At 72.4% G+C, this 24,848-nt stretch carries 24 protein-coding genes and 1 pseudogene; 12 read left to right on the forward strand and 13 right to left on the reverse strand.

Going from position 1 to position 24,848, the window contains the following annotated elements:
• Window positions 1–87: 87 nt before the first annotated feature.
• From ACWGIF_RS17745 to ACWGIF_RS17765, 5 genes are all read right to left on the reverse strand, one after another.
• Entirely contained in the window at window positions 88–870 is a 783-nt protein-coding gene (locus tag ACWGIF_RS17745; RefSeq protein WP_453497990.1) for a cytochrome c biogenesis CcdA family protein, read from the reverse strand.
• Complete coding sequence (locus ACWGIF_RS17750; protein ID WP_453497993.1) at window positions 867–1,469, reverse strand: TlpA family protein disulfide reductase; 603 nt, start codon at window positions 1,467–1,469, stop codon at window positions 867–869. Before ACWGIF_RS17750 ends, ACWGIF_RS17745 begins: the two co-directional genes overlap by 4 nt.
• Window positions 1,470–1,540: 71 nt before the next feature.
• Window positions 1,541–2,311 carry a thioredoxin family protein gene (locus ACWGIF_RS17755; protein WP_453497995.1) on the reverse strand — a complete coding sequence of 257 codons (771 nt, stop codon included), beginning with the start codon at window positions 2,309–2,311 and terminating at the stop codon, window positions 1,541–1,543.
• Between the two features lie 306 nt (window positions 2,312–2,617).
• Window positions 2,618–3,175, reverse strand: a complete 558-nt coding sequence (locus ACWGIF_RS17760; protein ID WP_453497998.1) for a hypothetical protein — start codon at window positions 3,173–3,175, stop codon at window positions 2,618–2,620.
• Between the two features lie 330 nt (window positions 3,176–3,505).
• The gene (locus tag ACWGIF_RS17765; RefSeq protein ID WP_453498001.1) at window positions 3,506–4,339 is read right to left on the reverse strand and encodes a CAP domain-containing protein; all 834 of its coding nucleotides are present in this window, start codon (window positions 4,337–4,339) and stop codon (window positions 3,506–3,508) included.
• A 275-nt stretch (window positions 4,340–4,614) separates the two neighbouring features.
• Between ACWGIF_RS17765 and ACWGIF_RS17770 the strand changes: the two genes are divergently transcribed.
• From ACWGIF_RS17770 to ACWGIF_RS17780, 3 genes are all read left to right on the forward strand, one after another.
• Entirely contained in the window at window positions 4,615–5,340 is a 726-nt protein-coding gene (locus ACWGIF_RS17770; RefSeq protein ID WP_453498004.1) for a hypothetical protein, read from the forward strand.
• 110 nt (window positions 5,341–5,450) lie between these two features.
• Window positions 5,451–5,789 (forward strand): PadR family transcriptional regulator, encoded by a 339-nt coding sequence (locus tag ACWGIF_RS17775; RefSeq protein ID WP_453498007.1) that lies wholly within the window; start codon window positions 5,451–5,453, stop codon window positions 5,787–5,789.
• Window positions 5,786–6,679, forward strand: a complete 894-nt coding sequence (locus tag ACWGIF_RS17780; RefSeq protein ID WP_453498010.1) for a hypothetical protein — start codon at window positions 5,786–5,788, stop codon at window positions 6,677–6,679. Before ACWGIF_RS17775 ends, ACWGIF_RS17780 begins: the two co-directional genes overlap by 4 nt.
• Window positions 6,680–6,746: 67 nt before the next feature.
• Here the strand turns inward: ACWGIF_RS17780 and ACWGIF_RS17785 are convergent, their stop codons facing one another.
• The 3 genes from ACWGIF_RS17785 to ACWGIF_RS17795 form a co-directional block, all read right to left on the reverse strand.
• The gene (locus tag ACWGIF_RS17785) at window positions 6,747–7,547 is read right to left on the reverse strand and encodes a class I SAM-dependent methyltransferase (protein WP_453498013.1); all 801 of its coding nucleotides are present in this window, start codon (window positions 7,545–7,547) and stop codon (window positions 6,747–6,749) included.
• Between the two features lie 230 nt (window positions 7,548–7,777).
• Window positions 7,778–8,197 carry a DUF6841 family protein gene (locus ACWGIF_RS17790; RefSeq protein WP_453498016.1) on the reverse strand — a complete coding sequence of 140 codons (420 nt, stop codon included), beginning with the start codon at window positions 8,195–8,197 and terminating at the stop codon, window positions 7,778–7,780.
• A 347-nt stretch (window positions 8,198–8,544) separates the two neighbouring features.
• Window positions 8,545–9,384: a dienelactone hydrolase family protein gene (locus ACWGIF_RS17795; RefSeq protein ID WP_453498019.1), complete on the reverse strand. Its 840-nt coding sequence runs from the start codon at window positions 9,382–9,384 to the stop codon at window positions 8,545–8,547.
• A 238-nt stretch (window positions 9,385–9,622) separates the two neighbouring features.
• Between ACWGIF_RS17795 and ACWGIF_RS17800 the strand changes: the two genes are divergently transcribed.
• From ACWGIF_RS17800 to nadE, 4 genes and pseudogenes are all read left to right on the forward strand, one after another.
• A complete protein-coding gene (locus tag ACWGIF_RS17800; RefSeq protein WP_453498022.1) occupies window positions 9,623–10,108 on the forward strand; it encodes a VOC family protein in 486 nt (161 codons plus the stop codon).
• 18 nt (window positions 10,109–10,126) lie between these two features.
• A pseudogene (locus tag ACWGIF_RS17805) lies at window positions 10,127–10,348 on the forward strand (HAD-IA family hydrolase); the annotation flags it as partial.
• A 45-nt stretch (window positions 10,349–10,393) separates the two neighbouring features.
• Window positions 10,394–10,897, forward strand: coding sequence for a hypothetical protein (locus ACWGIF_RS17810; protein WP_453498025.1), 504 nt, complete (start codon window positions 10,394–10,396; stop codon window positions 10,895–10,897).
• Window positions 10,898–11,121: 224 nt separating this feature from the next.
• Complete coding sequence (gene nadE / locus ACWGIF_RS17815; RefSeq protein WP_453498028.1) at window positions 11,122–11,952, forward strand: ammonia-dependent NAD(+) synthetase; 831 nt, start codon at window positions 11,122–11,124, stop codon at window positions 11,950–11,952.
• A gap of 174 nt (window positions 11,953–12,126) precedes the next feature.
• On the opposite strand, the gene ACWGIF_RS17820 is transcribed toward nadE, so the two are convergent.
• Both ACWGIF_RS17820 and ACWGIF_RS17825 read right to left on the reverse strand, forming a co-directional pair.
• Window positions 12,127–12,957 (reverse strand): IclR family transcriptional regulator domain-containing protein, encoded by an 831-nt coding sequence (locus ACWGIF_RS17820; RefSeq protein WP_453498071.1) that lies wholly within the window; start codon window positions 12,955–12,957, stop codon window positions 12,127–12,129.
• A gap of 872 nt (window positions 12,958–13,829) precedes the next feature.
• The gene (locus tag ACWGIF_RS17825; protein ID WP_453498031.1) at window positions 13,830–14,408 is read right to left on the reverse strand and encodes an RNA polymerase sigma factor; all 579 of its coding nucleotides are present in this window, start codon (window positions 14,406–14,408) and stop codon (window positions 13,830–13,832) included.
• Between the two features lie 590 nt (window positions 14,409–14,998).
• Between ACWGIF_RS17825 and ACWGIF_RS17830 the strand changes: the two genes are divergently transcribed.
• Complete coding sequence (locus tag ACWGIF_RS17830) at window positions 14,999–16,906, forward strand: hypothetical protein (RefSeq protein ID WP_453498034.1); 1,908 nt, start codon at window positions 14,999–15,001, stop codon at window positions 16,904–16,906.
• Between the two features lie 171 nt (window positions 16,907–17,077).
• Here ACWGIF_RS17830 and ACWGIF_RS17835 read toward each other — a convergent pair whose 3' ends face one another.
• Window positions 17,078–17,680, reverse strand: coding sequence for a hypothetical protein (locus ACWGIF_RS17835; RefSeq protein ID WP_453498037.1), 603 nt, complete (start codon window positions 17,678–17,680; stop codon window positions 17,078–17,080).
• Window positions 17,681–17,815: 135 nt separating this feature from the next.
• Between ACWGIF_RS17835 and ACWGIF_RS17840 the strand changes: the two genes are divergently transcribed.
• Window positions 17,816–18,493 carry a response regulator transcription factor gene (locus ACWGIF_RS17840; protein ID WP_453498040.1) on the forward strand — a complete coding sequence of 226 codons (678 nt, stop codon included), beginning with the start codon at window positions 17,816–17,818 and terminating at the stop codon, window positions 18,491–18,493.
• 85 nt (window positions 18,494–18,578) lie between these two features.
• Window positions 18,579–19,937, forward strand: coding sequence for a sensor histidine kinase (locus ACWGIF_RS17845; RefSeq protein WP_453498074.1), 1,359 nt, complete (start codon window positions 18,579–18,581; stop codon window positions 19,935–19,937).
• A gap of 22 nt (window positions 19,938–19,959) precedes the next feature.
• Here ACWGIF_RS17845 and ACWGIF_RS17850 read toward each other — a convergent pair whose 3' ends face one another.
• Entirely contained in the window at window positions 19,960–20,271 is a 312-nt protein-coding gene (locus ACWGIF_RS17850; protein ID WP_453498043.1) for an NIPSNAP family protein, read from the reverse strand.
• A gap of 106 nt (window positions 20,272–20,377) precedes the next feature.
• On the reverse strand, window positions 20,378–21,253 hold the full coding sequence (locus tag ACWGIF_RS17855; protein ID WP_453498046.1) for a thermonuclease family protein: 876 nt from the start codon (window positions 21,251–21,253) through the stop codon (window positions 20,378–20,380).
• 788 nt (window positions 21,254–22,041) lie between these two features.
• On the opposite strand from ACWGIF_RS17855, the gene fusA reads away from it, so the two are divergent.
• Together fusA and ACWGIF_RS17865 are read left to right on the forward strand one after the other, a co-directional pair.
• On the forward strand, window positions 22,042–24,114 hold the full coding sequence (gene fusA / locus ACWGIF_RS17860; protein WP_453498049.1) for an elongation factor G: 2,073 nt from the start codon (window positions 22,042–22,044) through the stop codon (window positions 24,112–24,114).
• A gap of 133 nt (window positions 24,115–24,247) precedes the next feature.
• Window positions 24,248–24,787, forward strand: coding sequence for an FABP family protein (locus ACWGIF_RS17865; protein WP_453498077.1), 540 nt, complete (start codon window positions 24,248–24,250; stop codon window positions 24,785–24,787).
• Window positions 24,788–24,848 lie beyond the last annotated feature (61 nt).

A 24,848-nucleotide genomic window follows, 5' to 3' on the forward strand; every position in this document is an offset into this window, starting at 1 on the left:
GAATCGTTCATTTTCATCTGTGCCTCTGTATCAGGGGGTCGAGCGGTCTGTTTTCCCGGTCTGCAGGGCGAAGGGCGAACGCCGTTCCTAGAAGGCGATGGTGAAGCCCGCGCTCCACAACTGCAGGCGGTACACCATGTCGTTCCACACGCCCGTGGCCAGGAGCACGCCGACCAGCACGAGCATGCCGCCGCCGATCCGCAGAACCCACTGGTAGTGGCGTTTGACCAGGCCGAAGGCGCCCAGCGCCCGGCGGAAGGCCAGCGCGGCCAGGATGAACGGCAGGCCCAGCCCCAGGCAGTAGGCCGCCATCAGCAGCGCCCCGCGGGCCGCACTCGCCTCGCTCCAGGCCAGCGCCTGTACGGCGGCCAGCGTCGGGCCGATGCAGGGGGTCCAGCCGACGGCGAACACCGCCCCCAGCACCGGGGCGCCGGCCAGTCCGAGCGCGGGTGGCCGGTGACTGCGGAACTCCCGCTGCGCGAAGCCCGGCAGGAAACCCATGAACGACAGGCCCATCAGGACGGTGAAGACGCCGAGCACCTGGGTGACCGCCTCCTGGTGGGCCAGCAGGGTGCGGCCGAAGTACCCGAACAGGGCGCCTCCGGAGACGAGGACGGCCGTGAAGCCGAGCACGAACAGCGCCGCGCCGGCCGCCATGCGGCTGCGGCGCCCGCCGTGGGCGTCCGCCAGCTCGGAGACCGACAGGCTGGTCACATAGCTGAGGTAGCCCGGTACGAGCGGCAGTACGCACGGCGAGAGGAAGGAGACGAGTCCCGCGACGAACGCCACGGGGGCGGCGACTGCCAGGGTTCCCTGAAGGAGGGAGGGGGCGTCCGCGGCGGCGAGCGTCCAGCCCGTGACCGGCGTCATGATTCCTCCTCCACCACGCGTGCGAGCAGGGGCCGCAGCTCTTCGTCGGTGATCGCTCCCCCGATGCTGACGGCGATGCGTCCGCGGCGGTCGATCACGAGGGTCGAGGGAACGGCCTGCGCGTTGAGGAGCGCGGGCGGGAAGCGGAGCAGAAGTTCCCCGTCCGGGTCGTGAAGGCTGGGAAAGCTCAGGCTGTGCGCGCGTACGAAGGACCGCGCTGCCGAGCGGTCCCGGTCGCGGGTGTTGATCCCGAGGAACCGGACCTCGTCGGCCCGCGTCTGCAGGCTGAGCCGCTCCAGGTCGTCGGCCTCCGCGCGGCAGGGGGCGCACCACGACCCCCACACGTTGAGTACGACGACGTGGCCCCGGAATTCGGCGAGGCTGACCGGCTTCCCGTCCAGGTCGTCGCCCGCCAGTACGGGCGCGGGCGGCCGCGCGCCGGAGTCCACGACCGTGGCGGCGGCCGCCGCCTTGACTCCGCCCGCCTTCCCGGCCGGCGCGCCGGGACCACTGCCTGCGTCGACTCCGGTGACGACGGCGGCGAGGACGCAGCCGGCCGCGGCCGCGAGCCCGGCCAGTACCGCGGTGCGCGCCCGCATCCTGCGCCATCCTGCCGACAGGGGGCGGGGGCCGGCGGGCTCCGCCGCCGGGCCTCCCTGGCACGGTCGTCTCATGACGCCCACTGGCGAAGGAAGGAGTTGATCCCGTCCGAGGTCAGGGATGGGTTGCCCGTGAGGTGGGTGTCGGTGCGCACCGTGCCCGACGGCGTGACGACGATCAGGACGGGCATCTTGTAGCTCCCGCCCGAGGGACTGTACTTGCGCAGGAGTGCGGAGTTGGCGGAGCTGTTGCCGCCGATGTCGACCTTGACCAGGTGGTACGAGGCTCCGAGGATCGCCGCCGTCTGCGGCTGGGCGAACACCTTGTCGGCCGCCTTGCAGTTGCCGCACCAATTGGCTCCGAAGTCGAGCAGCACCATCCTCCCGTCGGCCTTGGCCGCCGCCAGGGCCGCGTCGATCTGCTTCTGCGCATCGGTCGAACTGTCGTAGCCGGGCCCGGGTATCCGTGCCGGCGCGGGCGCGGCGGACGTACGGGACGGCTTGGGGGCGGCCGAACCGGTCTGGGCACGTGAGGGCGTCGGCGAGGAGGCGGACGGGGCGGCACCGGCGGACGCCGACGGCGAGGCGGACGCGCTCGGGGACGTCTCGGCGGACGCCGACGCGGATGCGGACGCCGTCGCGGAGGGGAAGGCCGACGACGACTGCCCGGCTGCGGACGGTGCGGCGGACCCGGCGGGCTGGGTGGACGGTCCGCACGCGGTCGTCAGCCCCGCCGCGACCACGGCCGCGGCGACCAGCGGCAGCCGCACCCCGAGGGGCGCGGCGGAGCGGGGCTGGGCACGGCGGTCGGCACGGACGGGTCGGAGTATGCGAGAAGTCATGGCGAAGACACCCCAAGGCACGGTTAGGACGACGGGAAGGGCGAAACGCCTCCCGGCTCGGTGAAGCCGACGGCCCGACAGTTCGCCGGGGCCACCGGGCCCGGCGCCGAGGGCCGCTCGGCTGACGCGAGCATAGGACCGCTCCGGGCCGTCCGAACCGTCTGAGCGTGATCTTGAGGTTCCCCTAAGGAACAGCTCACCTTCCGCTTCGCCGGAACCCGGACGATGAGCATGCGTAAGGAGATGAATCCGACAAAAGGGAACAGGAGGGGCGGGTAGTACAGACCGGCGGTATGCGCCGGGACCTCAGAAGGATGTCTCGCGGACGCTGGCCTTCGCCGTCGGTTCGATCGTCGCGGTGACGACCGAGCGGTGGTCCGCGCTGGTGAACGTGACCGTCAGGGTGTCGTCCGCGGTCTGTGACGTGGTGGCCTTAAAGCCTCGGCTGGGAATCGCGGAGATCAGGCAGACGCCTCGGCTCCCGTACCGCACGGTGACCTTGCCGCCCTGCGCGGGGACGGTGTGCAGACCCGGGCCGCCCTCCTCGCAGTCGACGGCGGGTTTGGGCGCGGCGGTCCGCGTGCTTCCCGAAGGCGACTTCGAAGGCGCGGGCGTCGACGCCGACGGAGACGGTCGGTCCGTCGGGGTCGGCGAGGCGCTCGCGGACGGGGCCGACGGGCTCGGCGACCCGCCCTGGCCCGCCAGCCACGCAGGCGGCGAATCGAAGACCATCGGGGCGGACCGCGCGACGGGAGGCGTATGCCGGGTCGAGCCGACCACGAACTGGACCGTGGCGAGCACGGCGGTCACGCTGGTGGCCGTGCACGACAGCCAGATGAACAGGTAGCGCGGAATTCGAGGCACGGCCCCATAGTGGCCGACGGGTCAAGCCGCCCGTCACTCCCTCCCCCACAACCGCCTGTGCGCCCCCGCGCGCCGGTCCTCGGGCGGACATGGAAGGCTGCGGCGACGTCGGGGGCCCTCAGCGCGCCGGGGCGGCGGGACGCCGGGGCACGCTACGGCGGTGGGCCGCAGAACGCAGACGTCCTCCTGACCCGCGTACGGGTCGGAGGACGTGTGCCACTCGCGGCCGGTCCCGGCGGCGGGCGTTGCCGGCGGACGAGCTCAGCGGACGAGCCCGGCCGACGGAACTGCCCGTTCCGTGGAATCACGGGGAGTTGCCGGGGGCGGGTTCTACTTCGGCGCCCCGAAGTTCTGCGTCCACCAGGGGCCGCCGTCGCCCTTGTGGACGCCGATGCCGATCTCACGGAAGGCGCAGTTGAGGATGTTGGCCCTGTGGCCGGAGCTGTTCATCCATGCCTTCATGACCGCGTCCGCGTCGGACTGGCCCCGGGCTATGTTCTCCCCGAGGCGCGACCACGCGTATCCGGCGGCCTCCACCCGGCTGGTCATGGTGGACCCGTCGGGTCCCGTGTGGGACATGACGCCGCTGCGGGCCATGGTGTCGCTGTACGACCGCGCCGCGGCGCTCAGCTTGGCGTTCGCCGTCAGGGGACCGCACCCGGCCGTGGCCCGCTCCTTGTTGACCAGGGCGAGCACCGCGGACTCCGCGTCGCCGGAGCCACCGCCGGAGTCCCCGGAACCGCCGCCGGTGGTCGCGGCAGGCGTACGCGTGGGCTTGGCGGGCTGGGTCGACGCCGGCTTGGCCGGACTGCTCTCCTCGGCCGCGGGCTTCGTGGGGGTGGCCGATCCGGTGGCGCCGTCGCCGGGCGTTTCGGACGGCATCACGCCCGGCGCGGCGGCGGCGTCCGCGGCGAGCGTGGGGAGGGGCGCAGTGGGGGTCGCCGTCGCGGCCCCGTCGCCGGAGTCCGCGGTCCCGGACTTCGGGCCGGTGCCGCCGTCGGCGCGCTGGTCCACGCGGGCACCACCGTCGGAGTCGGCCACGGCCACCCCGACCGCCACCGCCGCGGCAGCCGCGGTGAGCGAGAGCACGATGCGCGTGCGCATCGCCTTCTTCCGCCGCGCCTCGACGCGGGACGGCATTCCGGGAGTTCGGCTGCGACTCATGCCTGTAGCACCTCACAGAGAAGGGGACGAGGGGGTCTGACCGAGCCTAGGGTGGCGACCAGCCAAAAGATCGCTTTGGAGGCGTTCTTCAAGGTCCCTTAAGGAAACCCGCAGGGTCGACACAGGGACGAGCCGGGACAATCGCCCCGACTCGCATAGGCAGAGAGCGCCGAGTACGGCCTTCAAGGGGGCGGCGAGCGGTCGGACCGGGTCCGGTGCGCACCAGCCGCTCGTGTGATCATGACGTCGGCACATCCGCACCTCATGGGGGGACCATGCGCACCCGCACCACCACCGCCACGACCCGCCTCGTCGCCGGGCTCGCAGCGCTGCTCGTCCTGACCGGCTGCAGCACAGCGGGAGAGAGCCGGTCCGGGCCCGCGACCTCCGGCGCTTCCGCTGCCTCTTCCGCTGCCGCGCCCGCTCAGGGCGGTGGGTCCGGGTTCGAGGGACCCCGGCCGCAGGATCAGAACCTGTTGGCGTGGACCGGTGACCCCAACGACGCGGGGCATGTCACGGCGCAGTCGGCCGCCGGGGTCGGCGGGCGGGTCACCCTGGTACGGATCGTCCTGCGCGAACAGATCACCTGGTCGAACATCTGGCTGGGCCTGGCCGGCATCGACCCGAACGCCCAGCTCGCCAACTGCTACCTCGGCGTGTACGACGCCCACGGCAAGCTCGTCGCGGCCACGCCGGACATCTCCTCCCAGCTGATGACCGACGCGATCGCCAAGCCGCTGGCCCTCGGCAAGCCGTTCACCGCCGCCCCCGGGACCTACTTCATCGCTCTCCTGCTCAACGGGAACTGGGCCACGAACCTCCTCACCCTGAAGTCCACCGGCGCCGGCATCTCGGTCAACGCCGGCCTGACGCCGCCGCAGCTCCGGTACAGCACCGTCCTGACCGGCCAGACCTCCCTGCCGGCCACCGTGAACCTCGCCGAGCAGTCCACGAGCACCATCAACACGGGCTGGGCCAGTCAGTGGTACGCCATCTCGTGAAGCGGGGGCCACGGGCCAAGAGGCGTCCGCACCAAGCCCTGCCGACGGACCCCTCCCCTGGAGGGAGGACAGGCAACGACATATGCCGGTGAGTGACTTACCATGCAGGCATGAGTGATCGCGCGATGCAGGAACCGACCCTCCTCCTCCTGACCGCCCTCGCGGACGAGCCCCGCCACGGGTACGCGATCGCGCGCGAGGTGGAGCTCATCTCGGGCGGCCGCGTCACGATGCGGACGGGCACTCTGTACGGGGCCCTGGAACGCCTCCTGGGTCAGGGGCTGATCGAAGTCCACGAAGAGCAGATCGTCGACAGTCGCCTGCGGCGCACCTACAGCCTCACGACCACCGGCCGCCAGAGCCTGGCAGCCGAGGCGGAGCGGATCGCCGCCACCGCGCGCGAGGCCGCGCGCCGCCTGGGCGTCTCCGGCGAGACGGCCACGGCGTGAACCCTCGCCTGCTGGGCCTGTATCCGGCCGATTTCCGCCGCGCCTTCGGCGACGAGATAGCCGAGGCCTACCGGGAGGCGACCGAGGGCGCCGGGCCGCTCGCCCGCCTGCGGGAAGCCGGCGACATCGTGGCGCACGCGCTGCGCCTTCGCCTGCGGGTGGGGTCCGCGCACCGCGGCGGGCGCCTCTTCGCGGCCGCGGCGCCGTTCGCACTGGCCGCGACGGGCGCGCACGCCGCCTTCCTCCTGGCCTCGACGGTCAACCTCGCGTACGTCACGGGACAACCCGACTTCGCAGATCCCCTCGGCTACGCGATCAACGGCTGCCATCTGCTCACCCTCATCGGCGCCGTCGTGGCCCTGAGTGGACGCTTCGCCGCAGGCGCGCGGTGCGCCTTCGCCGGAGCGGGGGGAACCGCGGCCTGCCTGCTCGTCGCGGTGCTGCCGGGCGCCCTCGACATGCCGCTGGAGCACGCGGCCTACCTGGCACCGCCCCTGGTCGTCGCCGCCCTCCCCCTGGTCTGCCCTCCGGACCTGCGCCCACCGGGCCGGATCAGGAGCGCCGCGGGTCTCGTCGCGCTCCTGATCTGGACTCCGCTGGCCGTGGTGATCCTCGCCCTGCTCGATGCGGACGGGCTCGGCATGATCGTGGTGTGGCGCTTCACCGTGACCGTGGCCGCAGCGCTGGCCCTGGCGGGCCGGCCCGCCCTGTCCGGTGTCCACACCACAGGCCGATTCGCCCTGGCCGCCGCACCGTTCCTCGTCACCGGCCACTTCGCCGGTGTGGTGGGCGAGGACACCGCGCTCCCATGCCTCGCGTTGCTCGCGTGCACGGCCCTGGCCATGCGTCTGTGGCACCGCAGGAGCTCCGACACGGCCGGGCGCGCCTGAACCGGGGCCGCGGGGGACCACGCCCAGGCGCGGCGGGCGCCGGGACGCGGTCCTCGTCGCGGGGCGGTCAGGCGCCGTGCCCGTGGACGCCGACGCCGACCCCGACGCGGATCTTGGACTGGCCGTGGCCGAGTTCCTCCCAGTCGTCCATGAAGCGCGCGGCCAGCCCGTGCTTCGCGGCGAGGTCGACGAGGGTCTGGGTGCGGTAGTAGAAGTCCTCGCGCAGCACGTGGTGTTCGGTGCCGGTGGTGCGGTCGAAGGTGAAGTCGAAGTAGCCCCCGGGAGCCAGGACGCGACCCACGTGGGCGAGGCACTCGTCGATGACGTCGATCGGCGAGTGCGAGAACACGCTGTGGGCGTGGACCACGTCGAAGTAGTCGTCGGGGAGGAAGTCGAGCTTCAGGTTCTTGGTGATGGTCAGGTGCGGGACCTTGGCCTGCAGCCCCCGGTCGGTCAGGGTCTGCTTCGCGGCGATGAGGATGTCGGGCGAGATGTCGATGCCGTAGTAGTGGCCCGGTTCGAGGTAGTCGATGAAGCGCCAGCCGGCGCGGAGATTTCCGCAGCCGATGTCCAGCATGCGCGCGTCGGGCTTCAGGCCGTGCGCGATGAGGTAGTCGAACTGCATCCGCCCCAGCGCGAGCCAGCGCTCGTGGGTCTGGCTGCCGACGGCGGCCTCGGGGTTGCGGCGCGTGTCCGAGGCCATCACGGCCCGGTAGTAGCTCACGTGGTCCGGGTGCTTGAAGGCCAGCCACCGGTCACGGGCGGCCCGCTTCAGGTACGGGGCGATGCGGTGCGGGCGGCTCGCGGCGTAGCGGACCTTGTGGAGGAGGGATTCCCGGTTCGCGGTGAGGTTCTTCCTGGTGGCCATGAGCACTCCATCTCCGTCGCAGCGAATCTCCGGCCGCAGGCAGGTGCAGCTGCCGCCGGGAAGGATCTTCAGGTCTCCACCATACGTCGGTGACCGACATATATAAACCACCTGAGTGTCGCGGGTGGGAGACACGGCAGTGGGTGCGCAACGACCCGCCCGCGGCGCGCCGTTGCGAAGGAGCCCTCGCGCGCGAGGTGGCGGCCGCCCGGTGGGCGGTGGGCTCCCGGTCAGGGGGAGAGGATCGCGGAGGCCGTGGTCCTCCACCCGGCGACCGTCCTGGCCGCGAGGTACAGCACGCGTACGCGCTGGAACTCTCGGCCGCTGCTGTCGTTGCGCGCCCAGGTCACCTCGATCAGCGCGGACCGCTCGTTCAGGGCGCGGACTTCGGGGTCGAGCGCCGTGCTGCCGCCGTAGCCCGCGTCCCGCAGGGTCTGCAGCTCGTGGGCGAGGCCCGCGGCGAGGGCCGCCTCGGAGGCGAGCACCACATGGGCGGCGTCCGTGGTCATGGTGATCGGTACGGAGAAGTAGTCGAGCAGCGGCGCCGGGTCGGTACGACCGCCCGCGGCCAGGCCGATGAACGTGCTCACGTACTGGTCGAACCAGGCCCTGACATCCGTTTCGACTGTGGAGAGATCGGTATGCGGCATGAGCTTCCTTGCTCTCGTGCAGGGCCGGGCCGGCCGTCGACCACCTCGGCGCCCACCGTGCCCACGACGACGCCCACGGCGCCCACGACGCCCACGACCGGTCGCGGTCGCCCCTGCAGAGAGTCCGTGAACGTGCGGACTGTGGCGATATGCCCCAGATTGCCACTTGCTTCTCCACCGGCCAACGCAACGCGCCCACCAGCCGCGCCCCAACGGGCGCACAGTGCGCGAGCCGGCAGTCCCCTGACCCGTCTCACCGTCAGGTGCCGTCGGGCCCGCCCTGACGAGATGAAGAAGGGCACGGCCGACGTGGGGGCCATTCCTCCGGCAGCCGCGCCACCGGCCGCTCACGCGGACGCGGACGGCTCCTCTCCGAGGAGCCGGGTGCGGAACAGGTCGAGGACCGTGTCGAGCGCCTGCCGTGTGGGCTGCCCGGGTTCGTCGATGAGATGCTCCGTCAGAACGGAGTGGGGCGCGAGGGGGCTCGCCGGGTTCGCCGCGGCGGCGTCCAGCTCGACGGCGACGAAGGCGTCGCCGAGCTCGCGCCGCAGGTACGCGAACCGGTCGCCGGGTACGAGCCGGTCACCTTGGAAGCGCAGCCCCAGGACCTGGAGCCCGTCGCGCTCGCAGCGTCGACGGACGACCGCGAGCTCCCCGGGGCTGATGTCCATGGCGCCCGCGCGACTTCGGGTACAGGCCAGCGGCAGCGACGGCTGGGACAGGACGGGAGCCACGAGACGTTCGTCCGTGGCCATGGCCAGGGCGAATCCGCCGGTCAGGCACATGCCGACGGCGCCGACCCCGGGGCCGCCGCAGCGCTCGTGTTCGGCGGCGGCCAGAGCGCGCAGCCACCGTACGACGCGGGAACTCCGCCCCGTGGCCAGCAGCGTGAACTCCCGGCTCACGCAGACCTGCCACAGCGACGAGGCGAAGGAGCGGCCGACGCTCGGCCAGCCGGCGGCGGCGGGGTCCGTGTCGCGTCCGGGCTCACCGAAGAGCACCGGGAGTACGGCCGTACAGCCGGACGCGGCCACCTGTTCGGCGAAGCCGAGGACCTTGGGGGTGACGCCGGGGATCTCCGCCATGATGATCACTGCGGGACCCGTGCCACGGCGCAGTAGCCGGCGGGTGGCACCGTCGTGGGTGAACGTGCTCTGCGCGAAGCCGGTCAGGTCGTGGTCTGCCATGCGCCCTGCTCCTACCCTCAGCTCTTCTGGACCGCCCAAGTTACCCACAAGTAGGGCGTCGGGGGGCGCGGTCGGCGAACTGCATGGAAGCACCCCTGCACCGCCTGGTCGCCGACCGGCGCCCGCCGGGCGACACCGACGCTTGACCTTCGACGCTTGACCTCGACCAAACCTGAGGTTCTACGTTCGTTCCAGAGCCGCAGGAACCCACCGGCGGTGCTTTTCCAGGAGGTTCGTCATGACCGAGCGCACTGCCCTCTCCGAGATCCCCGACCGCTACCGCTACGCCGTGATCCCGCACATCATGGTCGACGACGCCCCTGCGGCGATCGCTTTCTACCAGCGGGCGTTCGGCGCCCGCGAGGACTTCAGGCTCGACGCTCCGGGTGGCGGCGTCCTGCACGCCGAGATCAGCATCGGACGGTCGGTCCTGATGCTGGGCGATGCCGGCACGGACGGGGCGGAGGCCGACTCCTTCGCCGCGCCGGCCGCCCTCGGCGGAGGAACCTCGGTGACGCTGCATGTCTTCGTGCCGGACGTCGACAGCCTGGCGAAGCGCGCGGAGGCCGCCGGTGCCGAGATCCTCCAGCCGCCGACGGACACGTTCCACGGCGACCGCACCGTCATCCTCCGAGACCCTTCGGGCCACATGTGGGTCTTCCTGACCCACATGGAGGACATCTCGGAGGAGGAGATCCGGCGCCGCCTGGCCGCCATCGGGTGACGTCGTGGCTCGCGGAAGCCGGCCCCGCACTGGTTCCCGCACGCCTCACGGCAGATGGGTGTCGACCCCGCAGTAAGCGTGGTGGTCGAGGACAGCCTGCCGGGGGTCCAGGCCGCCCGCGCCGCCGGCATGCGAGCGTCGGCGACGCGGGCGCTGACCCCGGCCGAGCGGCTCGAAGGAGCCGACACCATCGTCTTCCACGACATGCGTGTCCTGCCCCATCTCCTCACCGAGGGGTGACAGCCGGCCGGACACGGACCGACGGCCTTCGGGCATGCTGTGACGGTGAACCACGACCCATCCGAGTGGCAGGCTTGGCTCAACACTCTGGACGCGCCCCGAAGGGCGGCCGCCCAGTCGCTGCGTGGCCGGTTCGATGCACTCGGAGCGGCCGATGCCGTCGACCTGGCGAGGTCCGAGATCCTCGAGAACCGACCGCATCTCGCACGCTTCCTGCTGCTGCGAAGCCTGTGGCGCGACCCGATCGACGGATGGGAGGATCCCGGCGCGTTCGACCAGCTTCCGGCTGCGCAGCGGCTCCTTGCCGCTGGGGCGAACAGGAACGACCTCGTTCGTTTCGCTCGCGCCGTCGCGTACGAGTCGGTTTTCGCGACGGTCGACGAACTCGACTCGGGCGGCGATGTGAACGTCTCGGGTGTCGACGTCGGCTGGGTCGTCATGGAGTCGGGCGAGGACGGCACTTCGACCGGCCGGCCCCTCACGGGGCTGCACGAAGACCTTCTGATGAGGGACCCGAGCGGGCGCGACGGAGCCGACCTCTGGCAGTAGCCGTGGCAGGAGGACCTGCCGAGTGCTTCCGGCTGAGCAGGTCTGCGGCTCTCAGGAGGGCTGACGGCCGTCGGCGCCGTCCCGCCCGCCTCCCCACCTCTTTACCCACATGCCCTGATCAGGGCTTCGGAGGCTTCCTCTAGAGTGCTTCCGTCCCTGTACGCGCCCGTGGCCCCGGCCCCGCGGCCCGTGCCGATCCCATCGCGCCCGACCGAGGAGCAGCTGTGACCGACCTGGCGTCCATATCCCTGCAGCAGGAGATCGCCCGGGATCTCCAAGTGAGCGCGTCCTTCGACGTACAGCAGGAGATCGAGCGCCGGGTGGCCTTCCTCGCCGGCCGGCTGACCTCCACGGGGCTGCGCTCGCTGGTCCTGGGCATCAGCGGCGGCGTGGACTCCACGACCGCGGGTCGGCTGTGCCAGCTCGCGGTCGAGCGCGTGCGGGCCGCCGGGCAGGACGCGACGTTCTTCGCGATGAGGCTCCCGTACGGCGCCCAGGCCGACGAGAAGGACGCACAGCTGGCGCTGGAGTTCATCCGGCCCGACCGGGTCCTGACGGTCGATGTGAAATCCGCCAGCGACGGCGCGCTGGACGCGGTGCTGGCCGGTGGAACGGTGTTCCGTGACGCGCATCACCAGGACTTCGTGCACGGCAACATCAAGGCTCGGCAGCGCATGATCGCCCAGTACGCGGTGGCGGGCGCGCACGAGGGTCTGGTGGTGGGCACCGACCACGCCGCCGAGGCGGTCTCCGGCTTCTTCACCAAGTTCGGCGACGGCGCGGCCGATGTGGTGCCGCTCACGGGCCTCACGAAGCGGCGCGTACGGGCCCTGGCGCAGGCTCTGGGCGCGCCGTCCACGCTCGTTCACAAGACGCCGACCGCGGATCTGGAGACGCTGAAGCCGGGCCTGCCCGACGAGGATGCGCTCGGCGTCACCTACGAGGACATCGACGACTTCCTCGAGGGGAAGCCGGTCGAGGAGGCCGCCCTCGGGGCCATCGTCCGCCGTTACCGGCTCACCGAGCACAAGCGACAACTGCCGATCGCCCCCTGAGTCGGCCATCGGGCCGGTTCGAGCCGGGCCGACGCTCGGGCCCGGGCACACCTTGCGCGTCCCCTCCCGGGCAGACGCCCCCGACCAGGCCCGCCGGGCGCAGAGGGCACGCCCGGCGGGCCTGGTCATCGCGAACGGACTTTCGGGGCGGCTGCCGGAGCGGGGCCGGCCGGTCTAGGCGGTGATGGACAGGATCGTGTTCTCCGGCGTGCGTGCCCTGGGTCGGGTACTGCCTGCGACGATCAGAGCGAGTAAGACCGCGGCCGCCTCGCTCTGCAGGATCCGGGCGGCCTGCTTCAACCGGCCGGGGTCGGGGACGGGGATGGACAGCGCCAAGCATTCCGGGTTCGAGCCCGCGGTGATCGGCACCGCCGCGCACACCGTGCCGAGCGCGTACTCCTGGAGGTCGAGGAGCGGGGCGTTGGGCGGGCGGGTGTCGAGCTGGTGGAAGAGGGACTGCTGGCTGGTCAGGGTGTGGGTGGTGAAGCGGGTGAGCCGGTGGCGGGCCAGGTGGTCCTTCCGGTCGTCGTAGTCGAGCTGGGTCAGCAGCGCCTTGCCCACCGCGGAGGCGTGGGCGGCGGCGCGGAAGTCGATCCATTCGTCGACGACCGGTGTGGCAGGGCCGTCGGCGTACTGGGTGATGGAGACCTCGCCGTCGGTGTAGCGGGCGATGTAGACGGCGGCGCCGACCGCGTCTCTCACCCACGCGAGGGTTTCGCGCAGGTGCCCGCGTCCCTCTCCGTTCGCCGATTCGGCCGGCAGGAGCGCGTTGCCGGCGACGTACGCGTCCGGTCCGATCGGTGTGGCGAGGTTGGCACGGATCAGCTGCTCCACGGCCCGGGCGAGGACCAGTTGCGGCAGTCGGGTCTCGCGGGCGATCTGCGTCAGGTTCACACCGCCCGAGTAGCGGTTGATGACCTCCAGGACGCGCAGTGCCTGGTGGACGGATTCCAGCGCGGCGGGCGCCGGACGTCCTTCGGGCGACTTGCGGGCGGCGTGCGTCAGGTGAGGCTGCTTGAGCGCTTCGAGGGCCCATGCTTTCGCCTCGTCCGTCAGGTACAGCGGGTTGAGCCGTGCGTTCTGCGCGACGGCGACCGCGACCTGCGGACCGGGGGTGAAGACCTCCCCCAGGTCGGGGTGTTCCCTGCGGGGTCGCGCCATGAGGGCCTGGCGCAGTCGCGCGGGGAGGCGCAGCGGCGGGCGCCCGGCGCCGCCCGGGCCGCCGGTGAGAGCGGTGAGGTCCTGGGTGGTGATGGGCGGGGACGTCCAGATGACCGAGGCCCCGAGGGCTTCTTCGAGGCGTTCCGGGATCGGCGGCAGAGGCGGCAGGTGCTCGTCGGGGGGCAGCGTCATGGCCTGACGTTTCCAGTAGCGGGCGGTCGCGACCTCGGCGCGGGACAGGTGGTGGAGGTAGAGGCAGCGGGCGGCGGTCTGCGAGCCCGCGCCCGCCGCGTACTGGAACCAGAACTGCGCGCCCTCCATCCGGTCGGCCAGGTGGAGCAGACAGCCGAACAGCAGCGCCGAATCCACACCGTGGGGCCAGGAGTCGGCGTCCAGGGCGAGTTCGGCGAAGGACCGGCTCTCCACGAGCGACCAGGTGAGGTCGTCCAGGCCGCGGGCGGCCCGTACATGGCAGGCGGCGTCCAGGACCAGGTCGTCGGTCGCTGCGGACCCGCCCGCCTGCCGCCGCGCAGGTACGGCTGCGCCGCAGGTGGTTCCCCTCGCCGAGCGGGCGCGGTCGGCGACGATCCGGCGGGCGATCCGGCGCCGGGCGGCGCCCTCGTCGTATCCGGCGTACTCCTCCGCGAGCACCGTCGCGTCCTCCAGGGCCGCGTCCAGTTCACACAGCGGCATGTCTCGGTTGCAGGGCATGTCGCTCACTGGTCCTTCTCCTCTCCGGGGATCCAGTCCACCCCGAGCTTGCGGGACAGGGTTCGGCGTGCGCCGCGGATGTGCGAGCGGACCGTCGCGGGGGTGATCCCCATCATCCGGGCGACCGTGTCGGAGTCGTTGCCCAGGAGGAAGGCCAGCAACACCACGTCGTACTGCCGCTCGGACAGGCCTGCGATGGCCGCGTACAGCCCGAGCTTCGACTCCAGCAACTCCAGCCGTTCTCTGGAGGAACGGCGCAGCGCGGCGAACCACGCGGTCTCCACCATCGCCACCTGCCGGCCCAGAACAGCCAGTCTCCTCTCGACGTGCTCGCGCAGCACCGCCCAGGCGAAGCCGTGGAGGCTCGCCTCCTTCAGCGCCTGGCGCCACACCTTCAGTAGGAAGGTGAACACGTCGTCGACGACCTCTTCGGCGTCCTTGGGGTTCCCGAGCTGCAGGTGGGCATAGCGCAGGTAGGCGCGATGCTGCTGGGAGTGGAAAGCGGTGAACTCCACCGGCAGGACGCCGGCCAGCTCGCTGGAGACCGCCTGGTCCCCCGATGGATCGAATTCGCCGTCACTCATACGCTCCCCCACAGCTGTTCGCCGCCGCGCGCCGGGGCGGCGGGGACGTCACGGATACGGATGACGGGCAAACGGACCGCGGTGGCGACTAACGGCGCGAGGGGGACCATCTCGGCAACATTCACGTCGGTGGAAACCTTCCAAGTGGAGTGTGCAAGCGGCATGCCTGCCCCCGGACCAGCAGCCGCGGAGCGCCAAGCGCTCCCACTCACCACCCCATCGGAAAACGAACCCGATCGTGCAAGCCGGTCTCCGGAAATCTTCGAAAGGAAGCGCATCCGCTTCGCTGCGCGCCCCAGTCCGCCCGCGCACGCCCCCGGCTCAACGGCCTCCCCGGCCGGCCCGGCCCCCGCCGACGGTTGCGTGAACCTGCCCGAGGAGCCCCGCGCGCCCCGGTGAGACCCTCGATCACGGCCTCGGCCGACGCCACTGTTTCCGTCACACGATCGGATGTCGATACGGCCCCATCCGGTGGCACACGACCCGACTCCCCCACCCGCCCGTCCGGATGCCTGCATGGTGGGTCCAGCATTCGGCGCCCCGGCACTTCCCGCCCCGCGCGCCCGTCTCACTGGAAGGGCCTGATCCGCATGGCGTTCGCGAGGACCCTGCCCGCCCTGCTCTCGTTGGCACTGACCGGTGTTCCCGCCGCGCTGCCGGACACCGCCGGCGCCGTGCCGTACGAGGGGCAGGTCCGCCACGAGACCGCGCTGTTCAGCGTGAAGTCCACGAACAACGCGGCGGCCCAGGCGTTCACGGTGGACGGCACCCGGCTCTCCCGGGTGAGCGTCTGGCTGGGCAGCGGCGCGTCGACGGGCACCGTGACCGCCCAGGTCCGCCGGGTGCGCGCGGACGCGGGGTCGGTGATCGCCTCGAAGACCCTGGACCTCGCCGCCCTGGGTGGTGCCGGGGCCGGCTGGGTCGAGTTCCCGGTCAGCGCCTCCGTCACCGCGGGCGCCACCTACTACCTGTTCGTGCAGGCGACCACCGCGGAGAAGGGGCCGGTCGCCTGGTACGGCACGCGCCAGGCCGTGCCCGGCTCGCCGGCCAGCTGGAACTACGACCGGGCGTACTGGGGTGGCTGGCACGCCGACGACTCCCGGCTGGCCTTCCACGTCAATCCCGCCGGCAGTGAGCGCTGCGGGGAGACCGAACCCTGCTACGTACCCGCTTCCGCACTCGCAGCCCGTACGTCGGGCCTGCTGGCCAACCGGGTCGGCGATACCGAGGCGGTCCTGCCCTCCTTCGCCGTGGGCGCCTCCTACATGGAGGGGAGCAACGTGCTGCGCCTGCCCTCCGGCCGGTTGCGGTACCTGCCCGACGGGGCCTCGGCGTCGGTCGTGGTCGCGGCGGACGACCCGGGCGCGCTGGCGCAGGCCGAGGAGAGCCGCGCGTGGCTGGCCGCGGGCCGGGTGCCGGGCGCGACCGCCCGGCACCGGGACGCGGCGCAGCGCTCCCTGCTGTCGATGCGGGCGCTGCTGAAGCCCAACGGCGCGTTCGCCGCGGGGTGGTCGCCGCCCTGGGAGTACTCCTGGCCCCGGGACGGCGCCTTCGCCGCGGCCGCGTTCGCCGCCACCGGGCACGACGAGGAGGCGTACCGGATCCTGGGCTACGACGCCCGTACCCAGCGGGCCGACGGTACGTGGGAGGCCCGTACCAAGCTGGACGGCAGCGGACCGCCGGACGGGCGGAAGTGGCAGCTGGACGGCAACGGCTGGGTGCCCTGGGCCACGTGGCAGTGGTACCAGGCGGCGCCTTCCGCAGAGCGGAACCAACGGCTGCGCGAGCTCTACCCGATGGTACGGAAGGCGGCCGACCACGCCGCGCGGTCCCTCGGGCCGGACGGACTGCCTCCGGCGTCACCGGACTACTGGGAGCTGGACACGACGACCGCGAACATCGGTACCGCCGCTCCCCTGCTGGCCGGACTCAACGCCTCGGCCGACCTGGCCGCCCGGCTGGGCGCGGACGGGGACGCGGAGCGCTGGGCCGACGCGGCGCGGCGGCTGTCCGCCGGGATCGCCGCCGCCTTCGCCCCGCTGGGGTACCAGCGGACCGTCGACGGCAAGCACGGCCGGGACAGCGCGGTGGCGTTCATGGCCCCTCCGTTCAACGCGGCCCCGCCCGGTCTCGGCGAGGCGCTGGACTCCACCTACCGGGCGCTGCTGCTGCCCAACGGCGGCGTCTCGCCCGGCAACGACCCCGCTTTCAGCTGGGGATCGTACGCCTGGACGGCCAGCACCTCCTTCTTCGCCCTCGCCTGGGCGGGTACGGGTGAGCAGGCGAAGGCCGGCAGGGTGCTCGACTGGGTGCTGTCCAAGCGGAACGGTCTGGGGGAGCTGCCCGAAACCGTGAACGGAGCCGGTCTGCCGTCCTCGGTCGCGCCACTGGGCTGGACGAACTCACTGGTCGTGCTGACGGCGCTGGCCCTCCAGGGCTCTGCGCAGCCCACCCCTCCGACGCGGACGGGCGCAGCGTCGCCTGGCACCTCGGGTTAGCGTCGCCGGGCACCTCGGGGGAGGAGTGGTGGCAGGGGCAGCTCGGCGGGGCGCCGGGCATCGGGGGCGGGGCCATGACGCCGTAGGCGCCGGGCCGCACGCCGTCCCGCCGCACCGCCGCCCCTGGCCCCGCCGCACCGCCGCCGCACCGCCGCCCCGTGGCCCGTGCGGCTACCGGCCGATGGCGGTGTTACTGGTGACCGTGCCGTCCGTGCCGGACACGGTGACCGCGTGCCGGACACCGTCCGGTCCGAGGACCACGGCCAGCCAGGCACTGCCACCGCCCTCCTGCCCGACCACGCGCAGGCTCTCCACTTTCCCGCCCGTCACCGCGGCGGCAGCCTTATCGGCGGCATCTCCGATGGCCAGGGAGGGCAGGGGCGCGGGCGCCGCCTTGCGCAGTCCCCCCGGCTCGCCGGGTCCGGCGGGCCCGCCGAGCTCCTCGCGCAGCTTGGGCCCCATCTGACCGGGGCGGTCTGCCTGCTTGCGGTCGTGGGGCGGTTCCGCAGCCTGGGGCCCGCGCTTGAAGCCGCCCTTGTCGCCGGGTTCGGCCCAGACGATGTGCGGGCCCCGGTCCGCGCGCTGGTGGTCGTGGTGGTGGTCGGCCACGGCCACCACCGCCAGTCCACCGCCCACGACCACCACGGCCGCGCCGGCCGCCACCCAGCGGGCGCGCTTGCCGCGGGGTACCAGGCGGCCCAGGGCCGCGCGCTTGGGGGATCCGGCCTCGGGGCTCTTCTCGGGCTGCTCGGTCGGCGGGACAGAATCAGACATACAGGCACTCCTCAGGACAACCGGGCGTTGTGCTCGGCTCATTGCAGAGCATGCTGAGCGGAACCTGAAGCCCCGCTGAAGCCACCTGAAGACCTCTTCAGCCGACCGTGCAGTGGTCCTGAGATGCTGTCGGGCATGCGCGTACTGGTGGTGGAGGACGAACGGCGACTGGCGGTGGCCCTGCAGCGAGGGCTGCAGTCGGAGGGCTTCTCGGTGGACGTGGCCCTCGACGGGCCCCAGGGCCTGTGGATGGCCACCGAGCACGACTACGACCTCATCGTGCTCGACATCATGCTGCCCGGTCTGAACGGCTACCGGCTCTGCGCGAAGCTGCGCGCGGCCGGCAACGAGTCGGGGATACTGATGCTCACGGCGAAGGACGGCGAGTACGACGAGGCGGAGGCCCTGGACACCGGCGCCGACGACTTCCTGTCCAAGCCGTTCTCCTATCTCGTCCTGGTCGCCCGGCTGCGCGCGCTCGGACGCCGTACGGGCCGCCGTCGCCCCCAGGTGTTGCAGTTCGGCGACCTGCTGCTCGACCCCGCCCGGCACTCCTGCTCCCGCGGCGGAACGGAGATCCGGCTGACCGCACGGGAGTTCGCGGTCCTGGAGTACCTGGCCCGGCGCTCGGGCGAGGTGGTGCCCAAACGGGACATCCTGGAGCAGGTGTGGGACAGCGCCTTCGACGGCGATCCCAATGTGGTCGAGGTCCACGTCAGCGCCGTTCGCCGCAAGATCGACGCCCCGTTCGGCCGCGCCGCGCTGGAGACCGTACGCGGCGCCGGGTACCGGCTGGCGGCCGACGGTGGCTGAGCGCGTCCGCCTCCACCGTCGTACCGGCGCCGCCTTCGGGGCGCTCGCCGGCGCGGCCCTCCACCGGTGGCCGGCTCTGCGCCGGATGTGGCCCACCACCGTGCGGGCGCGGGCCACCGTGGGTGCGAGCGTCGTGGTGGCTGCCGCCCTGGCCCTCGCCTCGTTCGCGCTGCTCGGACTGCTGGAGGCCAACCTGCTCCACAACGCGGAGAAGGACGCCCGGCGGCAGGCCGAGACCGTGGCCCAGCTCGCCGCCACCGGGAAGCTGGGCCGTGCCCGTCTGCCGGCCCGCGGGGTCGAGTTCGTCCAGGTGGTGAGCGCCGACGGGCGCATCCTGTTCGCCAGCCCGAACCTGCCCGGCGTGCCCGCCCTCCCGCCGGCCGGCCCGGGGGCGCCCGCGGCCCGCTCCCACACCTGGAACGTCCGCCCGCTCGACGGCGAGCACCGCCAGCGGGTCGTCCAGGTCATCACCGACACGCCGGACGGCATGGCCACCGTCTACGCCGGTGCCTCGCTGCGTGAGGTGGACGCGGCCGACGACACCACCACCGCCGCCCTCGTCATCGGCATGCCCCTGCTGCTGGCCACCGTCGCCCTCGTGACCTGGCGGGTCACCGGCCACGCGCTGAGGCCGGTGGAGGAGATCCGCGCCGAGGTCGCCGCGATCTCCGACCGCGACCTGCACCGCCGGGTGCCGGTGCCGGCCACCCGCGACGAGGTCGCCCGCCTCGCCGAGACCATGAACGCCACCCTGGACCGGCTGGAGGCGTCGGGCATGCGCCAGCGGCAGTTCATCGCCGACGCCTCCCATGAACTGCGCAGCCCCATCACCGTCCTGCGCACGCAGTTGGAGGTCGCCCTCGCCGTCCGGGACCCGGAACTGTGGCCCGAGCTGATCGGCGGGGCCCTCGAGGACATCGAACGCCTTCAGCACCTCGCTGCCGACCTGCTGCTGCTCGCCCGCATCGACGCGGCCCAGCCGGTGACGGCCCAGCCGCTGGACCTCACCGCCCTGGTACGCGAGGTGGTGGACACCCGCCTCGGTGACCGGGTCCCCGTGCGCGTGCGGCTCGACCCCGGTGTCGAGGTCACCGCGAACGCACTGTGGCTGGGCCGCGTCGTCACCAACCTCGTCGACAACGCACAGCGCTACGCCGACCGGCGCGTGGACGTCACCCTGCGGGCCACGGGCGGTCCACGGCAGCGCGTCGCCGTGCTGGAGGTCGCCGACGACGGGCCCGGCGTCCCCGCGGCCGACCGGGAGCGGATCTTCGAGCGCTTCACCCGCCTCGACGACTCGCGCAGCCGTGACCACGGCGGAGCCGGGCTGGGCCTCGCCATCGCCCGCGACCTGAGCACTCACCACGGCGGAACGCTGACGGCCGAGGACTCCGCACGAGGCGCCCGACTGGTACTCCGGTTGCCGACGACGCATCAGCCCTGACGACGGTTCGGGTGAGCCCTGCCTAGGGGGTGGTGTCGAGCGGCCGGAGGAAGCGGCGTTCGTACCGCTTGATGCACCGGGTGCGACGGGCGAGCTCGAACGCAGCCTGGCATTCCGGATCCGACATGCTGTCCGTGCGGTACTGCTCGTAGGCGGCGAAGCTGGGGAAGGAGAAGAGGGCGTAGGCGATGTCGCTGTCGCCCTCACTCGGCAGGAAGTAGCCGTGATGGGTACCGCCGAAGCCGTTGACGAGCTTGACCCAGCGCCGCCCGTACTCCTCGAAGTCCTCGAGCCTGTCGGGGTCGATCTCGTACTTCAGATGAATGGTGATCACGCCCACATCATGCCGTGCGCCGCTCCAGGATCCACTCGGCGCCCGTTGCTGAGGGAGTTTTCCGGGGGGCACGGCACGAGCCGTGGCCGGGGCTACTCGTGCGCCCTCACTTCTCGTCGAAGAGGATCTCTTCGCAGGGGTGCGTCATCCGCAGGGTGTGGCCGTTGGTGATCTCCACCACGCGGTGCAGGCCGGTGATGAGGTCGTCGTCCGGAAGGATGCGGAACTGGTCGGCGGCGCCCGCCAGGAAGGCGGGGAATCCGGCCAGGGACGCGTAGGCGGGGTCGAAGTCCAGGTAGTCCTTCAGCCGGCGGAACAGCTTGGGGAGGATCACCGCATCGTCCGTGATCGAGGAGATGTCGGTGATCTTCGCACCCTTGACGGTCACGTCCTCGGCCCACACTCCCTTGGAGGCGGCCCGCGCCGACAGGGCTGCGGCCTTGAGGACTTCGCGCAGGTGGGCGGGCAGGCCGGCGTAGAAGGCCGGGTAGGCCAGGCCGTTCGAGAGGAGGTGGTGGTTGACGGTCTTCTTCAGCAGATCCTCGCCGACGCCGATCTCGTAGCCGCTGTACGCGGGCGGGGTCCGGCGGCCGACCAGGGCCACACAGCGGCCGTAGGCGTCGGCGCCACGGGTGAGGATGAAGCCCGGAACGCTGTCGGGGGTGGTGGTCACGCACTCGTCCGAGTGCCGCTCGATGCTGATGAAGCCGAGCCAGTTCAGCAACGCGTCGGCGGCCTTGTGCGCGAGCTTCAGCGGCTGGTGCCGCTCCGGTCCGTAGCTGCCGTTGGTGTAGTGGGTCTCCAGCGTGTCGACGCCTTCCAGACGCACGCCGGCACGGCCGTCCGCCTTGGGCCGGATCCCGGTGCACCCCGGCACGAGCTTCCAGTCCTCCACGTTGTCCGGGATGAACGGGATGGTGTCGCCGTCCGGCTTGGAACCGCCGTTGACGCGGAACGACCCTCTGATCAGCAACATGGACATGGCGACTCCCAGCGACGTCGGGGCGATCACTTTCAGTAGCAGGTGGTCACTCACCGTACACGTCACCGTGGTCACCGTCGGACGGCGCGCCGACCGGCGATCGCCGTGACGGCCCCCGACGACTCCTTGACCGGCTGACAACTACCGCCCATTCAAGTGGAGTTAGGTCATCCCGGCGTCCACCACGGCCTTCACGACGATCGCAAGGCGGAAGCGCACGTGCGAAGGAGGCGCCGGAGTCGGCCGTGCGCCCTCCCGTCGGGGCCCCCACTCCGTTCCCCGACCCACCGGGTGTCTTCGTCGGCCACGGCCGTCTTCGCCGCCGGACGGGTGGCCCACGGTGGCTCAGCGCCCTGGCGCAGCCACCCCGCACCGCGCTTCGTGGCGCAGCCACATGGCCCACCCCCGGATAATCCGGTGACGGCGAGCAACCCGCTTCTCTAGACTCGCCGTGCGCGCTGCCGACAGGGCACCGCGCGCCTCATGCCGAGTGAAGAGAAGGGGAGCCGCGCCATGTGCATGCACCGCACCGCCGCCTTCGCTCCCCCGTCCCGGTACGACGTGATCCCGGTGTCTCGCAGCGCGCGGTGCCGGCTGCGCGGCCGTCACCGTATGCCCGTGACGCACCTTTAGGTTCCGTCCGCTTGCCGTTGCTCCCCGTACGCCACCTGCCCGGACCTGTTCCGCGCCGGCCGGCGGCGGTGTCGCTGCGGCTGCCCGCGGGACCGAGGGTGCCGTCCGGGGAATCGCGCCGCCCCTTTCTCTCATCACTCGAAAGGCCTCGGGCCATGCGCGCCAACCGGCGACCCTTCACCACCACTTCCCCTGCCGCCGTCCGCAATCTGGGCATCCTTGCCCACGTCGACGCCGGCAAGACCACGATCACCGAGCGCATCCTGTTCGCGACCGGCGCCATCCACAAGCGGGGCGAGGTGCACAACGGCACGACCGTCACCGACTTCGACGCCCAGGAACGCGATCGCGGCATCACCATCTTCGCCGCGGCCGTCAGCTGCACGTGGGGCGGACATCGCGTCAACCTGATCGACACCCCGGGACACGTCGACTTCTCCGACGAGGTCGAGCGTTCCCTGCGGGTGCTGGACGGGGCGGTCGCGGTGTTCGACGCCGTCGCCGGGGTCGAGCCGCAGAGCGAGACGGTGTGGCGGCAGGCGGACCGGCACGGTGTGCCGCGGATCGCGTTCGTCAACAAGCTCGACCGGGCGGGCGCCGACCTCGACACGGCGGTCGCGTCGATCCGCGACCGCCTCGGCGCCGTCCCCCTGGTGGTCCAGCTGCCCATCGGATCGGAGGACTCGTTCACCGGCGTCGTCGACCTGCTGCGGATGCGCGCGCTGCGCTGGCACGCCGGCGCCGACACCTACGAGGAGGGGCCCGTCCCCGGGCCGCTGCGCGAGGAGGCGCAGCGACGGCGCCGGCTCCTGGAGGAGACGGTGGCGGAACTGCACGCCGACGCCCTGGAGGAGTTCTGCGCGACGTCGGCGCTGGCCGAGGAGACCCTGGCCCGCGCCCTGCGGGAGCTGACCCTCCGTGGGGACGGCGTCGTGGTGCTGTGCGGCTCGGCCTACCGCAACCGCGGGATCGAGCCGCTGCTCGACGCCGTCCTGGCGTACCTGCCGTCGCCCGCCGACATGCCGCCCGTACGGGGGATGGCGGACGGCGCGGAGCAGGAGCGCGCCCCCGATCCGGCGGAGCCGTTCGCGGCCCTCGCCTTCAAGGTGACGGCGACGGCGACCGGGCGGCTCACCTACCTGCGGGTCTACGCGGGCACCCTGAGGAAGGGTGCGACCGTCCTGGATGCGGCCACGGGCCGTACGGAGCGGGTCGGCCGGATCCTGCGGGTCCAGGCCGACCGGCACGAGGAACGGGAGGAGGCGGTGGCCGGTGACATCGTCGCCGTGGTCGGGCTGAAGGCCGCCCGGGCGGGCACGACCCTGTGCACGCCGGAGGCGCCGCTGGTGCTCGAACCGCCCTCGGTGGCCGAACCGGTGGTGTCGGTGGCGGTCGAGGCCCGTCGCAGCGGCGACACCGGCCGGCTTTCGTCCGCTCTGGCGCGACTCGTCGAGGAGGACCCGTCGCTGGTGGTGCGGTCGGACGCCGAAACCAGTCAGACCGTGCTGTCGGGGATGGGCGAACTGCATCTGGAGGTCGCGGTGGAGAAGATCCGCAGCGGCCACGGGGTGGAGGTCGTCGTCGGCCGGCCGCAGGTCTCCTACCGGGAGACGGTCGTGCGCGGGGTGAGCGGCCTGGTCTACCGGCACGTCAAGCAGGATGGGGGTGCGGGCCAGTTCGCGCACGTCGTCCTCGACGTCGAACCGCTGGAGGAGGCGTCCTTCGCGTTCCGGTCGACGGTCGTCGGCGGCCGCGTGCCGCAGGAGTACGCGCGCGCCGTGGAGGCCGGCTGCCGGGACGCCCTGGCCGAGGGGCCGCTCGGCGGGTTCCCGGTGACGGGGCTGCGGGTCACGCTCACCGACGGGGCGACCCACTCCAAGGACTCCTCGGAGATGGCGTTCCGTGCGGCGGGCCGGTTCGCACTGCGCGAGGCGCTGCGCCAGTGCGCCGTCGAGCTCCTGGAGTCGGTCGTGGAGGTCACGGTGACGGTCCCGGAGGACGGCGTCGGGGGCGTGCTGGGTGATCTCGCTGCCCGCCGCGGCCGGGTCTCCGGGTCCACGGCCGAGGCAGGGACCGCGGTGATCACGGCAGCCGTGCCGCTGGCCGAGCTGTTCGGCTACGCGTCGCGGCTGCGCGGCCGGACCCAGGGCCGGGGCACCTTCACCACGCGGCCGGCCGGTCTGGCGCCGGTACCGGCCTCGGTCGCGGGCGCCCTGGCGGCCCGGTGACCCGGCGGCGCGCCGCGCCGTAACGGCCTGCCCCGTCCCCTGAGCGGGGGCGGGGCGGGCTCGCGCGGACCGTGTTCTCCGCGGGCGCGCTAGGCTGCGGATCCCGGGGGATCCGCAGACAGGCAGGGTGAGCATGTTCGAGTCGGTGCAGGAGAATCCCTACCCTGACAGCCACATCCTCGGTGAGGGCCCCGAACCGCATCCCCTGCTGCGGCCCGTGCTGCCGCTGCTGGGGCGCTGGCACGGCCGGGGGCAGGGCGAGTACCCGACGCTCGAGAAGGACTTCCGGTACGAGCAGGAGATCACCTTCAGCCACGACGGGCGCCCCTTCCTTCGCTACGAGGCGCGCGCGTGGCTGATCGACGGCTCCGGGGCCCCGGTGCGCCCGGCGGGGCGCGAGGCGGGGTGGTGGCGGGTGACTCCCGACGCCTCCTTGGAGGTCGTGCTCGCCCACCCCACCGGCATCGTCGAGACGTACGTCGGGCAGGTGTCCGGTGCGGAGATCGAGATCGAGACGAAGGACGTGGCGCTGACCCCGCTGGCCAAGGAGGTCACCGGCACGCGGCGCCGCTACACCGTCCGGGCCGGGGAGATGACGGTCGTTCATGACATGGCCGCGGTGGGTCAGCCGCTGCAACACCACCTCACGACGCACCTGCGTCTGCGTCCCTGAACGGTCGCCGCCCCGCCACCCTCGGCGGCAGCCCCTTGTCGGCCTTCGTCGCTTCGGCCTT

The organism is Streptomyces sp. NPDC054849 (assembly GCF_053610945.1).

Bases quoted from the DNA above. Each gene is read 5' to 3' on its own strand.
- ACWGIF_RS17830 (WP_453498034.1), top strand. From the start codon at position 14,999: ATGGCGTTCGCGAGGACCCTGCCCGCCCTGCTCTCGTTGGCACTGACC.
- ACWGIF_RS17795 (WP_453498019.1), bottom strand. From the start codon at position 9,384: ATGGCAGACCACGACCTGACCGGCTTCGCGCAGAGCACGTTCACCCAC.
- ACWGIF_RS17835 (WP_453498037.1), bottom strand. From the start codon at position 17,680: ATGTCTGATTCTGTCCCGCCGACCGAGCAGCCCGAGAAGAGCCCCGAG.
- ACWGIF_RS17755 (WP_453497995.1), bottom strand. From the start codon at position 2,311: ATGACTTCTCGCATACTCCGACCCGTCCGTGCCGACCGCCGTGCCCAG.
- ACWGIF_RS17770 (WP_453498004.1), top strand. From the start codon at position 4,615: ATGCGCACCCGCACCACCACCGCCACGACCCGCCTCGTCGCCGGGCTC.
- ACWGIF_RS17800 (WP_453498022.1), top strand. From the start codon at position 9,623: ATGACCGAGCGCACTGCCCTCTCCGAGATCCCCGACCGCTACCGCTAC.
- ACWGIF_RS17745 (WP_453497990.1), bottom strand. From the start codon at position 870: ATGACGCCGGTCACGGGCTGGACGCTCGCCGCCGCGGACGCCCCCTCC.
- ACWGIF_RS17825 (WP_453498031.1), bottom strand. From the start codon at position 14,408: ATGAGTGACGGCGAATTCGATCCATCGGGGGACCAGGCGGTCTCCAGC.
- fusA (WP_453498049.1), top strand. From the start codon at position 22,042: ATGCGCGCCAACCGGCGACCCTTCACCACCACTTCCCCTGCCGCCGTC.
- ACWGIF_RS17790 (WP_453498016.1), bottom strand. From the start codon at position 8,197: ATGCCGCATACCGATCTCTCCACAGTCGAAACGGATGTCAGGGCCTGG.
- ACWGIF_RS17840 (WP_453498040.1), top strand. From the start codon at position 17,816: ATGCGCGTACTGGTGGTGGAGGACGAACGGCGACTGGCGGTGGCCCTG.
- ACWGIF_RS17865 (WP_453498077.1), top strand. From the start codon at position 24,248: ATGTTCGAGTCGGTGCAGGAGAATCCCTACCCTGACAGCCACATCCTC.
- ACWGIF_RS17855 (WP_453498046.1), bottom strand. From the start codon at position 21,253: ATGTCCATGTTGCTGATCAGAGGGTCGTTCCGCGTCAACGGCGGTTCC.
- ACWGIF_RS17775 (WP_453498007.1), top strand. From the start codon at position 5,451: ATGAGTGATCGCGCGATGCAGGAACCGACCCTCCTCCTCCTGACCGCC.
- ACWGIF_RS17845 (WP_453498074.1), top strand. From the start codon at position 18,579: ATGTGGCCCACCACCGTGCGGGCGCGGGCCACCGTGGGTGCGAGCGTC.
- ACWGIF_RS17750 (WP_453497993.1), bottom strand. From the start codon at position 1,469: ATGCGGGCGCGCACCGCGGTACTGGCCGGGCTCGCGGCCGCGGCCGGC.
- ACWGIF_RS17785 (WP_453498013.1), bottom strand. From the start codon at position 7,547: ATGGCCACCAGGAAGAACCTCACCGCGAACCGGGAATCCCTCCTCCAC.
- ACWGIF_RS17765 (WP_453498001.1), bottom strand. From the start codon at position 4,339: ATGAGTCGCAGCCGAACTCCCGGAATGCCGTCCCGCGTCGAGGCGCGG.